Here is a 12,712-nt window from a genome sequence, read left to right on the forward strand (position 1 = left end):
ATGGAGCTGGCGTTCTCGTCCGTTAGGTCTTATTCCTGCTGTTCTTCCTTCAGCGCTTCAATGATTTGAGAGGCAAGCTTCTCGCCAATCGACAGCGGCCGGAAGTCTTCAATGGCGGCTTCCCTTATTTTCTTAATGGAGCCAAAATGCTTCAGCAGCGCCTTGCGCCGCTTCTCTCCGATGCCCGGAATCGAGTCCAGCTTCGACGCCACCATCGATTTGCCCCGCTGCTCGCGGTGGAACGTAATCGCAAAACGGTGAACCTCGTCTTGAATGCGCTGCAGCAAGTAGAATTCCTGGCTGTCACGCGGCAGCGGCACCACTTCTGGCGGATCCCCTGTCATAAGCTGCGCTGTTTTATGTTTGGTGTCCTTCACAAGTCCGCACACCGGTACCATCAAGCCAAGCTCATTCTCCAGAATATCGAGTGCTGCGGAGATCTGACCGCGACCGCCGTCGACAATAATCAGATCCGGCAGCGGAAGCTCTTCCTTCAGCACACGCTCATAGCGGCGGCGGATGACTTCACGCATCGTCCCGTAATCATCCGGTCCGACGACCGTCTTGACCTTGTACTTGCGATATTCCTTCTTATCCGGCTTGCCATCCATGAAGACGACCATGGCCGAGACGGGATCCGTCCCTTGAATGTTCGAATTATCGAACGCTTCGATGCGGCGAACCTGCGGCAGACCCAGCGCTTCCGCCAGCCCTTCTGATGCTCTGAAGGTGCGCTCCTCATCCCGCTCGATCAGCTTGAATTTCTCATCCAGCGTCACCTTCGCATTGTTTACTGCCATCGTAACGACATCGCGTTTGCGTCCGCGCAGCGGCATGAACACCTTCACCTTCAGCCATTTCTGCAAGGAATTTCGCAGCTCGGCCTCCACTGAACCTGCTTCCGGCTCACCTTGCTCATCGCCCTCGGCATGATGCTCAGCAGGAACGGCCTCCACCATGTATTCTACGCCTGACTCCTGCACGCTCGCAGCTGTTTCCAGCTCCGCTTCCTGCGGCGGGGAAGGCAAGAAAATTTCCTTCGGCAGCGCCGGATTTTCCGAATAATACTGCGTCACGAACGTCATGAAATCATCATACGCCGTGCCGTAATACGGGAATGTCGTCGCTCTTCGCTCGATCAGCTTCCCTTGCCGCATGTACATAATTTGTACGCACATCCAGCCTTTCTCGATCGCATAACCGAAGACATCGCGGTCCATCGCATCGTTGAGCGTAATCTTCTGCTTCTCCATGACAGCATCGATGGCAATCAACTGATCGCGGTATTCTTTCGCACGCTCGAATTCCATCAGCTCCGCGGCGGATTCCATCTTAGCCTGCAGCGTCTTCTTCACTTCATCATGACCGCCATTTAAGAACTTGGTGATCTCTTGCACCATGTTCTCGTACGTGCCCGGCGCAATATCGAACTCGCATGGCGCAACGCATTGCCCGATGTGATAATACAAACATACCTTGTCCGGCAGCGTGCCGCATTTGCGCAGCGGATATAACCGGTCCAGCAGCTTCTTCGTTTGAGTAGCCGCGAATGCATTCGGATACGGTCCGAAGTATTTGCCTTTATCTTTGACGATCCGGCGCGTGACCTCAAGCTTCGGATGCGCTTCACTCGTTATTTTGATATACGGGAAGGTCTTGTCATCCTTGAGCAGGACGTTATAACGGGGATGATATTGTTTTATCAGGTTGCATTCCAGGATCAACGCTTCCATATTGCTCGATGTTACAATGTATTCGAAATCGCGGATTAAGGAAACGAGCCGCAATGTCTTTCCGTTATGACTGCCGTTAAAATACGAACGTACTCGGTTCTTCAGAACCTTAGCTTTGCCGACATAAATGATGGTGCCTTCGGCATCTTTCATCAAATAACAGCCCGACTGATCCGGCAGCAATGCCAGCTTACTGCGAATTCGCTCTTCGGCAAGGCGCTTGTCAGCGGCTGATTCCGTTCTCGGTTGATCCTCCATTGTCGTCCTCCTCCCGGCACATGGCTACCGTTTATTGTACCACAATGAGCCTGATTTTGCGGTAGAACTCGGCTTGCTTAGAAGTGGCTTTCGGCACAAATTCGCCTCACAATTGTCACGACCTCCGACTTTACAATTATTCTGGAAGTTGGGTATACTAGGGGGAGCAATCGTTGTTGTCTAAGGAGGAAGTTGAAACGATGGAAAATGTAAGAGACCCACGTGAGCATTTGAACGAGGAACCGCGCGACGATCTATTCGACGTTGCACTTGGCTTTGGCGGATTCTTTGGACTGCTGTTCGTTATTTTCGCCGCTGCGGTGATTATCAAATTCATCATTTCGTAATAATGTGGCCTTGCCTCGGAATCCGGGAGCAAGGCCATTTTAATGGAATGAGTTGACAAGGCGCTTCGAAGCGCATAGAATGACAACTAACGATAACTAAGGAGGCTGATGTCAAATGGTAGCTAATGTCATGAACGTTCAAGAAGTAGTTGCAGTTGCATCGGTCTCAGACGGATCAAGTACGGGAGTTACGCAGTAAGCTAAGGACATAGCCCTAGTTTATTTGTAATCGCCCAAGCCGCCGCAAGAGACCGTAATCCGGTTTCTTGCGGTTTTTTTTGTGTCCGTTTCGGTACGTACAACGTATCAGAGCGAAGACCGCAGGAGTTTATTTCCTGCGGTCTTTTTTGTTATCCATCCACACCAATCCAACTAATAAAGGGGTACACCAACTTTGAACATGAACCATCCCATGCAAGAGAGCTCGAACATGAACGAGCTGAAGGACTACGGCTGGAATGAATACTGGGAGAATGCTTTTACCCAAGTGTCCGGCAACAGTATCGGCGGCAAAAGCGGCAGCGGCGTAAGCCTTGAGCCTGCACGAGTCGTGGCTCAATTTACGAATCGTTACCGCATCATGACCGACGCCGGCGAATACGCCGCTGAAGTCAGTGGCAAATTTCAATTCCAAGCTGCATCACGCAGCGAGTTTCCTGCCGTCGGCGATTGGGTCGCCGTACAATCGTTACCCGGTGAGCAGCGTGCCATTATTCACAGTATCCTGCCGCGGCGCTCGGCGATGATTCGCCGTGCAGCCGGCAACGTGCCGGAAGAACAGGTCATTGGCACGAACATCGACACCCTCTTCATCGTCAATGCGCTCAACGGCGATTACAACGTCCGTAAGATCGAACGTTACCTCATCGCAGCCTGGGAAAGCGGCGCAACGCCTGTCGTGCTGCTGACGAAAGCGGATCTCTGCACCGATACGGAGCGCAGAGTCGCTGAAGTTGAGGCCGCGGCACCGGGAGTTCCTGTCCATGCAGTCAGCGCGCTGGAGAACGAAGGCCGCGAATCGCTCTCCCCTTATATGCTCCAAGGCCGCACCATTGCCGTAACCGGCTCATCCGGCGTCGGCAAATCGACGCTGCTGAACTGGCTGGCCGGCGGAGACCTGCAGCGCGTGCAAGGCATCCGCGAGGATGATGCGCGCGGCCGCCATACCACTACGCATCGCGAACTGTTCCCGCTTCCGGGCGGCGTCATCATGATGGATACGCCGGGGATGCGCGAGCTGCAGCTGTGGGAAGCCGATGACGGTTGGCAGGAAGCGTTCTCCGATATCGAAGCGATCGCAGAGACCTGCCGTTTCCGCGATTGCCGCCATCAAGCGGAGCAAGGCTGCGCCGTGAAGGAAGCGCTGCGCAGCGGCGCGCTCGACGAGCGCCGCTACGAGAGCTACAAGAAAACCGGTCGAGAGCTGGCGCATCAAGCGCGCAAAGAGCAGTCCGTCAGCAAACGGCAGAAGAAAAGCGCAGATAAACGGATCGAAGCACGCACAAGCTACGTGAAGCACAAGCTGGACATCGACTGATTTGACTGGCGATGGGCTGAGTAGTATGATCTTAGCAAGCGACTTATCAAGCGATAAGCTGATGATAGAGCTGGAAAGGAATCTCCACCGCAATGGCAGCCAACAAATCCAATCAATCACAAGAGACACGCGCCATGATTATTAGAACGGCGAAGGAGCTGTTTATGGAGCTCGGTTACCGCGCCGTATCCACGCGACAAATCGCCGATGCCTGCGGCTTAACTCAGCCTGCCTTATATCACCACTTCAAGGATAAGCAAGCGCTATACGTGGATGTCATGCGCTCGGTGTGCGAAGGCACCCGAAGCGTGCTCGACGGCATCATTCAAAGAGAAACAGATGTCAGGCATCGCCTCTACCGGATCACTGCCTATATGCTCGCAAGTCACCCCGAGGATCTCAGCCGGATGATGCACGATATCCGGCATGAGCTTGCTCCGGAGTCTCAGCGCATCATCTATGAGCTGTGGCGCAGCGCGTATCTTACGCCGCTGATTACCGTATTCGAAGCAGGCCAGCACGATGGACAGCTGCGCAGCTCGGCTCAGTTCGGCATTGATGCCGAGAAATCAGCGCGGCTCTTGATGGGGCTCATCAATCAGACTTTGGCCGCTGCCTCTACCGTTTCTGCGGCAAGCACAGCAGACACAAAGAAAAATTGGGATGATCAAGCCCAAATGCTCATCAACGTATTGTTATTCGGACTATCGGCCACCCCGCCACCTTCGGCGTAGGGCGGCCTGAATAGCCCTTTTTTTCTACCTATCACTTATCGCTTGATAAGTGAAAATCAAAAGGAGATGAATACATCCACATGGTAATCAAATGGCTCGAAACATTTACGCAAGCAGTCGGAGGCAAACGAGGCCGCTGGCTGACGCTTGCCGCCTGGATCATTATTGTCGCTCTGCTCAACATGACGCTGCCTAGTTCTTCAGAGCTGAAGGACGATACGCTGGCGAACTTCGATGCGAACAAACCATCGGTTCAAGCCGAGAAGCTGATCGCCGAGCAGTTCCCATCCGAAACCGGCATTCCCGCACTATTAACCTGGTATCGCGCAAACGGGATTACGGATGCGGATCTGACTGGCATTCAGCAGCTGGCGAAGCAGCTCGCTGCACATCCTGTCCCTCATCAGGAAAGTGTCGTCCCGCTTGATAAGCTGCCGCTTCCGGCGCTGAAGCAGCAAGTTTCTGAGGACGGAACGACGTTAGTTCAGCCTGTCCTGTTCGATAAGACCGCAGGCAGCGACGGACTCAAAGAAGGCTTGACCCAGATCGAGAAAGAAACCGCACTTATCTTCAAGGATGCAGGAAATCCGTTTCAAACCAAGCTTGCAGACGAATCCGGCAGCAGCGACCTTGCCGTACGAGCATCCGGACCTGTCGGTATCTCAGTAGACGCAACAGGTTTGTTTAAGAGCGCTGACGTTTCCTTGCTTCTTGCTACCGTATTTCTGGTTCTGCTCTTCCTGCTGCTCATCTACCGTTCGCCGGTACTTGCTCTCATTCCACTTATTGCAGTCGGATTCGCATATGGCGCTATCACACCGCTGTTAGGCTGGATGGCGGATCAGGGCTGGATCGCTTACGATTCCCAGAGCTTGTCCATTATGACCGTGCTGCTGTTCGGGGCCGGAACCGACTACTGCCTCTTCCTAATTGCAAGGTTCCGCAGCGAATTAAAGGAAGAAGGCCATACGTTCACCGCATTGAAGCGCGCCTTCAGCGGCTCTTCCGGCGCCATTGCCATGAGCGGACTAACGGTTGTCTTCTCCCTGCTCGTCCTGCTGCTGGCTGAGTTCGGCAGCATTCAACGCTTCGCTGTTCCGTTCAGCTTAGCCATTCTGATTATGATGATCGCCAGCTTGACGCTCGTACCCGCGCTCCTCAGCCTACTGGGCCGAGCATCCTTCTACCCGTTCATTCCAAGAACGCCAGAAATGGCTGCCGCCCGAGCGAAGAAGAAAGGTAAAGCCGCGCCAGCTCTACAATCGCGCCAGACCCTTGGCGATCGACTGGGCGAATTCGTTGTCCGTAAGCCGAAGCGAATTGCGGTGATAACGACAATTATCCTGGTCATCTGTGTTATTTTTGCTACCCAGATCAAATACACATTCGACACGCTCTCGTCATTCCCGGCGGATTCGCCGTCACGAGAAGGCTTTACCCTCATTGCCGATCATTTCAATGCAGGAGAGCTCGCACCTGTGCAAGTGATTGCAGAGACGAAGTCCGCCGAACAAGGCGAGGCGGTTCACTCCGCATTGGCTGCTCTTCCTTTCGTGAAGAAAGTAACCGATCCGGTCCAAGGCGCATCGAATTCGGATCTGCTCCGATTTGAAGTCGAATTGGCAGTAAATCCGTATTCCATCGAAGCGATCGATCATATCCCGCAGCTGCGGCATGCAGCAGAACAAGCACTGACTGCGACGACGAGCGACAGCACAGCCGATACCGCGAAGCAGGTATGGATCGGCGGGCAAACCGCAGAGCAGTACGACACCAAGCAAACTACCGGCGATGATGCGAAGCTCATCATTCCGGCCATCTTGATTCTCATCGCGATTCTATTGCTCGCCTACTTGCGTTCCTTCGTCGCGATGCTCTATTTGATAGCAACGGTACTGTTGTCCTACTACAGCGCACTCGGACTCGGCTGGGTGGTACTTCATTACTTGTTCGGCACAGAAGCCATTCAGGGACTCATTCCGCTGTATTCCTTTGTCTTTATCGTTGCGCTCGGCGAGGATTACAACATCTTCATGATTTCGAGCATTTGGAAGAAAGCACGTCACATGCCCTTGCGCCAAGCGGTGAAAGAAGGCGTGTCACAGACCGGCTCCGTCATCACCTCGGCAGGACTGATTCTTGCAGGTACATTCGCTGTGCTGGCGACTTTGCCAATCCAAGTGCTTGTGCAGTTCGGCACAATAACGGCAATCGGGGTGCTGCTGGATACGTTTATCGTAAGACCGTTCCTCGTTCCCGCGATAACCGTACTTTGCGGTCGAGCTGCCTTCTGGCCTGCTGCTGCTTCGAAAGCCGATCGATCAACACACATAAGTAACGAATCTTAACGAATATTAGCCCTCCCTAAGAAATCAGCAAAAAGCGCCGGGTCACTCGTCATCACGAGTGGTCCGGCGCTTCTTCAATCTCGATATGTCCTATCCGTTAACAGCCTTCAACTTATCGGTGCTGTTTGTTGGTTCTTGTCGTTGTTGCCCCGTTTGCCCGGTTTTGGCAGTCGCCGCATCGAACCGCTTGCGCTCTGTACGGTCGATCTGGACGACTCTGCCGTCATGAACCGTAATGAGCACCGAACCATATTCAAGCCCATTTACCTGTGTTGCTATGCGCTCTAACCATTCTTGATCCAGTACGATTGGCTTTGCCATTATAAATCCCTCCCGGACGAATTAAATATGAACTGGCAGCGGATCGATCTTCAGTGGATTCTCCACGATCGTCGCCGACTTGTCAGTAATAACGTATAAACGATGAATAAGGACGGAAACTTCATCACCCGGCTGCAGCGGCTCTTGATCCAGAGAACGGTGTGCCGACAACCGATTGCTGCCCACTTCCACATCGAGCTCCAAATGAGCGCCGCGGAAGAAAATATGCCGAACCTTGCCTTTCTCGGCAGCGGATGGGAACGGAATTTCCCGCTCGCGCCCTACCTCGACAAACTCCGGACGGATGAGCGCTTTAGCGCCCTCTGCCAAGGAGGAACCGCCGAAGCCGCGAAGGTCGCTAGGCTGCTCCACCACACTGGAGTGACCGATAAAGCCAGCCACGAATGCGGTTTGCGGATCGGTATAAATATGAACGGGCGACCCTTGCTGCTCCAGCTTTCCTTGCTGAACGATCAGCATTTCGTCCGCTACCTCGACCGCCTCGTCTTGGTCATGCGTGACGAAGATAGAAGTGATGCCAAGCGTGCTGATCAGCTGCTTCAGCCAAGTGCGAAGCTCCTTGCGCACTTTCGCGTCAATCGCCGCGAATGGCTCGTCGAGCAGCAGCAGATCCGGCTTGGGAGCTAGCGCTCTTGCGAATGCCACCCGCTGCCTTTGTCCGCCCGAGAGCTGATGCGGATAGCGATGCTCGAAGCCTCGAAGCCCCGTCAAGTCTAGCAGCTCCCCGACGCGTTCCTTGATCTCGGCTTTACCGGCCTTACGAATCGTCAGTCCAAACGCGATATTATCGAACACGGTCATATGTTTAAACAAGGCGTAATTTTGAAATACAAAGCCGATTCCTCTAAGCTGCGGCTGAACATCGTTTACCCGCTTCCCGTTAATGAAGATATCGCCGGAATCCGGTGTCTCGAGTCCCGCTAATATACGAAGCAGCGTTGATTTGCCGCCGCCGCTCGGTCCAAGCAGGCCGATCAGCTTGCCGCGTTCAATCGAGAAGCTGACATCATTGACGGCTTGATGGCCATGAAAGGATTTATTGATGTTGCGAACCTCAATATGCATTTCTTAGCCCTCCTCTTTCGGCGTTTTCTGCGCCGTTTTCCATTCGATGAAGCTCTTCACGACCAGCGTCAGCAATGCCATCATCACCAGCAAGGAAGCCACCGCGAACGATGCAGAGAATTGATACTCGTTATACAGAATTTCAATGTGCAGCGGAAGCGTGTTGGTCTCGCCGCGGATATGACCGGATACGACCGATACCGCCCCGAACTCCCCCATCGCTCTCGCATTACAGAGGATGATGCCGTAGAGCAATCCCCATTTGATATTAGGGAGCGTAACGCGCCAGAAAATTTGCCAGCCCTTCGCGCCAAGGCTTGCGGCGGCTTCCTCTTCCTGTACGCCCTGCGCCTGCATCAGCGGGATCAGTTCACGTGCGACGAACGGGAACGTAACGAATGTCGTCGCAAGCACGATACCGGGCAATGCGAAGATAATCTGGATATTATGATCCGACAACCACGGTCCGAGGAAGCCTTGTGCACCGAACAATAACACGAAGACCAGACCCGAGATGACCGGTGATACGGCAAAAGGTAAATCAATCAGCGTAATAAGTACGTTTTTGCCCCGAAACCGGAACTTGCTGATCGCCCAAGCGGCGGCAACGCCGAATACTACGTTAAGTGGTACCGCAATGACTGCCGTCAATAAAGTCAGCCTCAGTGCCGACCAAGCATCGGGATCCTTCAGCGCGGCTACATAGACGTCTGCTCCGCGTTTGAATGCTTCAATAAAAACCGACAGCAGCGGCAGCAGCACCACAAGCACCAGGAACAGCAGCGCGACGGAGATGAGTACTATTCGAATGCCGGCAGACTCGTTAATATGTTTCGGACGCTGCGCGGACTTCTCGGTTAAATGAACCGTAACTGCACCAGCCATAGTTTACACGCTCCTATTCCGCAATAACGCGGCGATTGCTCCGCCATTGCAAGTAATTGATTAACAGAAGAAGCACGAAGGATGCAACCAGCATGACAAGCGCGATGGCGGTTGCTCCCTTGTAATCGTACTGCTCAAGCTTCGTCATGATGAGGAGCGGCGCGATTTCGGTTTTCATCGGCATGTTGCCGGAGATGAAGACGACCGAACCGTATTCGCCAATCCCCCTGGCAAAAGCAAGCGCAAATCCGGTGAGCAGCGGCGGGATCAGCTCCGGCAGAATGACCCGGCGGAACGTCCGCCAGCGGAATGCGCCGAGCATGACGGCTGCTTCCTCCACCTCGTTATCCAGATCCTGCAGAACGGGCTGCACGGTCCGTACGACGAAAGGCAATCCGATAAAGATAAGCGCTAACGTAATGCCAAGCGGCGTGAAAGCCACTTTGATACCAAGCGGTTCAAGCAAAGAACCGATCCAGCCGTTTGGTGCATAGATTGCGGTCAATGCAATACCGGCAACTGCGGTCGGCAGTGCAAAGGGCAAATCAATCAGGCTGTCGACCAGCTTTTTCCCCGGAAATTTGTAGCGTACCAGCACCCAGGCAACGACGAGTCCGAATACGAGATTAATTAGTGCAGCATAGAAGGAGGTTAAGAAACTGATTTTGTAGGATGCGATTACCCGTGCATTAGACACCGTATCCCAAAACTGTGCCGGCGTTAAACCGGATGTTTTAATGAAGATACCGGCTAACGGGATAATGACCAGTACGCTCAAGTAGAAAATGGTGAATCCAAGGGAAAGTCCGAAACCCGGCAATATGCTGCGCGGCTTCGCTTTGCTTGAAGTGGAACTTTTCATAAGAAGAGTCAGCTCCTGTCGATTCGCTTATGAGCCGGGTGCGTAGATTTGATCAAATACGCCGCCGTCTGCAAAATGCTTCTTCTGTGCAACAGCCCAGCCGCCGAAATCATCGTTGATATTCAGCAAGGTCATTTCCGGGAATTGCTCCGCGTACTGCTCCGCTACCGATGCCAGCTGCGGGCGGTAGAAATTCTGTGCAACTAGCTTCTGTGCTTCTTCGGTGTAGAGGTAATCCAGGTAAGCTTCCGCAACGGTGCGCGAGCCTTTCTTATCGACGTTCTTATCGACAATGGCAACCGGCGGTTCTGCAAGAATACTGATGGAAGGATAGACAATATCGAATTTATCCGGGCCAAGCTCTTTCACGGAAAGCAGTGCTTCGTTCTCCCAAGCGAGCAGCACATCGCCGATGCCCTTCTCTACGAAGGTCGTTGTCGATCCGCGTGCCCCGGAATCGAGTACAGGTACGTTTTTGAATAGCTTAGATACGAATTCTTGCGCTTTGGATTCGTCATCATTGTTCTGTTTAAGCGCGTAGCCCCATGCCGCGAGATAGTTCCAGCGTGCGCCGCCGCTTGTTTTCGGATTTGGCGTGATGACTTCCACACCGGGTTTCACCAGGTCGTTCCAATCCTTGATCTGTTTCGGGTTGCCTTTGCGAACCAGGAACACGATCGTCGATGTATATGGCGCGCTGTTGTTCTCGAACTGCTGCTGCCAATCCTTGTCAATTAGACCCTTATCAGCAATTGCATCGATATCATAGCCAAGAGCAAGTGTCACGACATCGGCTTTGAGTCCGTCAATGACCGCCCGCGATTGAGCGCCAGAGCCGGCATGCGATTGTTTGATCGTGACTTTCTGGCCATGCTCTTTCTCCCAATAATCGGCGAACAGTTTATTGTAAGCTTCATATAATTCACGCGTCGGGTCGTAAGAAACATTCAGCAGCTCGATCGGCTCAGTAGATTCCGTGTTTGCCGCATTATCGGCTGCTGGTTCTGTACCGTCTGCATTGGTATTATTGGCAGCACCTGTATTCGTAGTGGTTTGATTCGTGTTCGATGGGGAATTGGAGTCCCATCCGCAGCCTGTCAGCGCGAGGGAAAATACGATAAAGATCAACAGCGTGTGGAGCGTTAACTTGGCATTCTTCTTTTTCATGTTTGTCATGTAAAAGCACCTCTCATCATCTTTTTTCAGATAACTAACGCTTTTCCACTCCGCGTTGACCGGTAGTTGAAATAGAATTAATCCTACCTGTTTAGTTGGTTATGGGATGATGATAGCAACGGACAAGCTGTCCTGTCAATCATTTTTTTAACATTTTTATGAAATAGATAAGTTTTGCTTATTTTAGCTGCCATCCAAATTCATAGTTGACAGGTAGGAATTGTCAGCTTATGATAAATCCATCGAGCCCACCGGTCCACCGGAGGCCCCGGCAAGTAACAGCAGCCTGAAGTTTCTCTTCATGGATGCACGCTGCCTGGGCCTCCTTTTTTTGTCCAATCAGTCAGATCGGGATGGAGCACTATAATAAAGGGAGAGTTGTATATGAAGAAAAAACTGCTACTCACGATCACCGTACTGGCATTAATCCTATCCTTATCCTCCACCAGCTTTGCAGCCGTAACCAAACCGGCCAAACCGGATATCGAGCTGCTGAACGTCTCGTACGATCCGACCCGTGAGCTGTACGTGCAGTACAATAAAGCCTTCGCTTCTTATTGGAAAGCCAGAACCGGACAGAAAGTTACCATTAAACAATCACATGGCGGCTCCGGCGCACAAGCTCGTTCTGTTATCGATGGGCTGCAAGCCGATGTTGTTACACTTGCTCTTGCTTACGACATCGATGCCATTCAGAAAACGGGCCTGATTAATGACGGCTGGGAATCGCGGTTTGCGAAGAACAGTTCGCCATACACATCCACAATCGTCTTCCTGGTACGCAAAGGGAACCCGAAGAAGATCAAAGACTGGAGCGATCTGGTTAAGAATAAAGTGTCCGTCATTACACCGAATCCCAAAACAAGCGGCGGCGCACGCTGGAACTTCCTTGCTGCATGGGGCTATGCTTTGAAACACAATAACAACAGTGAAGCGAAAGCTACGGAATTCGTAACCAAGCTGTTCAAGAACGTGCCTGTACTGGATTCCGGTGCTCGCGGCTCGACAACGACGTTTGTTGAACGCGGAATCGGCGATGTGCTGCTGGCATGGGAGAACGAAGCTTACCTAGCGCTCAAGGAGCATGGCAAGGATTTTGAAATCGTAACCCCTTCCTATAGCATCCTTGCGGAGCCGCCGGTTGCTGTCGTTACGAAGAACGCTGAGAAACACGGTACACGTGAAGTAGCTAAAGCCTATCTCGACTATCTCTACACAAATGCCGGACAGCGTATCGTTGCTCAGAACTTCTACCGTCCGACGAATACGAAAATCGCTGCTGAATTTACGAAAAACTTCAAAAACGTCGAGCTTACGAACATCCGCGATTTCGGCGGCTGGAACAAAGCACAAACGAAGTTCTTTAGCGATGGCGGCGTGTTCGACGATATTTACAAACCATAATCGCATCTCAGGCCAAAAACC

11 protein-coding genes are annotated in these 12,712 nt (G+C 52.6%); 5 read left to right on the top strand and 6 right to left on the bottom strand.

Going from position 1 to position 12,712, the window contains the following annotated elements; genetic code table 11:
- Nucleotides 1–29: 29 nt before the first annotated feature.
- Nucleotides 30–1,991 carry an excinuclease ABC subunit UvrC gene (gene uvrC, locus BLW29_RS17825; RefSeq protein WP_090982005.1) on the bottom strand — a complete coding sequence of 654 codons (1,962 nt, stop codon included), beginning with the start codon at nucleotides 1,989–1,991 and terminating at the stop codon, nucleotides 30–32.
- 200 nt (nucleotides 1,992–2,191) lie between these two features.
- On the opposite strand from uvrC, the gene BLW29_RS17830 reads away from it, so the two are divergent.
- The 4 genes from BLW29_RS17830 to BLW29_RS17845 all read left to right on the top strand — a co-directional run bounded on the left by BLW29_RS17830 (nucleotide 2,192) and on the right by BLW29_RS17845 (nucleotide 6,957).
- The gene (locus BLW29_RS17830; RefSeq protein ID WP_090982007.1) at nucleotides 2,192–2,338 is read left to right on the top strand and encodes a YqzM family protein; all 147 of its coding nucleotides are present in this window, start codon (nucleotides 2,192–2,194) and stop codon (nucleotides 2,336–2,338) included.
- A 430-nt stretch (nucleotides 2,339–2,768) separates the two neighbouring features.
- Entirely contained in the window at nucleotides 2,769–3,875 is a 1,107-nt protein-coding gene (gene rsgA, locus BLW29_RS17835) for a ribosome small subunit-dependent GTPase A (RefSeq protein ID WP_256208702.1), read from the top strand.
- Nucleotides 3,876–4,009: 134 nt separating this feature from the next.
- Complete coding sequence (locus BLW29_RS17840; protein ID WP_218147112.1) at nucleotides 4,010–4,609, top strand: TetR/AcrR family transcriptional regulator; 600 nt, start codon at nucleotides 4,010–4,012, stop codon at nucleotides 4,607–4,609.
- 80 nt (nucleotides 4,610–4,689) lie between these two features.
- Nucleotides 4,690–6,957 carry an MMPL family transporter gene (locus BLW29_RS17845; protein ID WP_090982011.1) on the top strand — a complete coding sequence of 756 codons (2,268 nt, stop codon included), beginning with the start codon at nucleotides 4,690–4,692 and terminating at the stop codon, nucleotides 6,955–6,957.
- Between the two features lie 90 nt (nucleotides 6,958–7,047).
- Here the strand turns inward: BLW29_RS17845 and BLW29_RS17850 are convergent, their stop codons facing one another.
- The 5 genes from BLW29_RS17850 to BLW29_RS17870 are packed head-to-tail and all read right to left on the bottom strand — an operon-like array spanning nucleotide 7,048 to nucleotide 11,287.
- Nucleotides 7,048–7,278, bottom strand: coding sequence for a YezD family protein (locus tag BLW29_RS17850; RefSeq protein ID WP_090982013.1), 231 nt, complete (start codon nucleotides 7,276–7,278; stop codon nucleotides 7,048–7,050).
- Nucleotides 7,279–7,299: 21 nt separating this feature from the next.
- The gene (locus tag BLW29_RS17855) at nucleotides 7,300–8,364 is read right to left on the bottom strand and encodes an ABC transporter ATP-binding protein (RefSeq protein ID WP_090982015.1); all 1,065 of its coding nucleotides are present in this window, start codon (nucleotides 8,362–8,364) and stop codon (nucleotides 7,300–7,302) included.
- 3 nt (nucleotides 8,365–8,367) lie between these two features.
- Nucleotides 8,368–9,249: a sulfate ABC transporter permease subunit CysW gene (gene cysW / locus BLW29_RS17860; RefSeq protein ID WP_090982017.1), complete on the bottom strand. Its 882-nt coding sequence runs from the start codon at nucleotides 9,247–9,249 to the stop codon at nucleotides 8,368–8,370.
- Between the two features lie 13 nt (nucleotides 9,250–9,262).
- On the bottom strand, nucleotides 9,263–10,111 hold the full coding sequence (cysT, locus tag BLW29_RS17865; RefSeq protein WP_090982019.1) for a sulfate ABC transporter permease subunit CysT: 849 nt from the start codon (nucleotides 10,109–10,111) through the stop codon (nucleotides 9,263–9,265).
- A 27-nt stretch (nucleotides 10,112–10,138) separates the two neighbouring features.
- Entirely contained in the window at nucleotides 10,139–11,287 is a 1,149-nt protein-coding gene (locus BLW29_RS17870; protein WP_371264740.1) for a sulfate ABC transporter substrate-binding protein, read from the bottom strand.
- Between the two features lie 384 nt (nucleotides 11,288–11,671).
- Between BLW29_RS17870 and BLW29_RS17875 the strand changes: the two genes are divergently transcribed.
- On the top strand, nucleotides 11,672–12,691 hold the full coding sequence (locus BLW29_RS17875) for a sulfate ABC transporter substrate-binding protein (protein WP_090982021.1): 1,020 nt from the start codon (nucleotides 11,672–11,674) through the stop codon (nucleotides 12,689–12,691).
- Nucleotides 12,692–12,712 lie beyond the last annotated feature (21 nt).

It is taken from the genome of Paenibacillus sp. CF384 (assembly GCF_900106745.1).
Taxonomy (GTDB): Bacteria; Bacillota; Bacilli; order Paenibacillales; family Paenibacillaceae; genus Paenibacillus_Z.

Excerpts from the sequence above, each read along its gene's own strand:
- uvrC (WP_090982005.1), bottom strand. The coding sequence starts at position 1,991 with ATGGAGGATCAACCGAGAACGGAATCAGCCGCTGACAAGCGCCTTGCC.
- BLW29_RS17830 (WP_090982007.1), top strand. The coding sequence starts at position 2,192 with ATGGAAAATGTAAGAGACCCACGTGAGCATTTGAACGAGGAACCGCGC.
- rsgA (WP_256208702.1), top strand. The coding sequence starts at position 2,769 with ATGAACGAGCTGAAGGACTACGGCTGGAATGAATACTGGGAGAATGCT.
- BLW29_RS17840 (WP_218147112.1), top strand. The coding sequence starts at position 4,010 with ATGATTATTAGAACGGCGAAGGAGCTGTTTATGGAGCTCGGTTACCGC.
- BLW29_RS17845 (WP_090982011.1), top strand. The coding sequence starts at position 4,690 with ATGGTAATCAAATGGCTCGAAACATTTACGCAAGCAGTCGGAGGCAAA.
- BLW29_RS17850 (WP_090982013.1), bottom strand. The coding sequence starts at position 7,278 with ATGGCAAAGCCAATCGTACTGGATCAAGAATGGTTAGAGCGCATAGCA.
- BLW29_RS17855 (WP_090982015.1), bottom strand. The coding sequence starts at position 8,364 with ATGCATATTGAGGTTCGCAACATCAATAAATCCTTTCATGGCCATCAA.
- cysW (WP_090982017.1), bottom strand. The coding sequence starts at position 9,249 with ATGGCTGGTGCAGTTACGGTTCATTTAACCGAGAAGTCCGCGCAGCGT.
- cysT (WP_090982019.1), bottom strand. The coding sequence starts at position 10,111 with ATGAAAAGTTCCACTTCAAGCAAAGCGAAGCCGCGCAGCATATTGCCG.
- BLW29_RS17870 (WP_371264740.1), bottom strand. The coding sequence starts at position 11,287 with ATGACAAACATGAAAAAGAAGAATGCCAAGTTAACGCTCCACACGCTG.
- BLW29_RS17875 (WP_090982021.1), top strand. The coding sequence starts at position 11,672 with ATGAAGAAAAAACTGCTACTCACGATCACCGTACTGGCATTAATCCTA.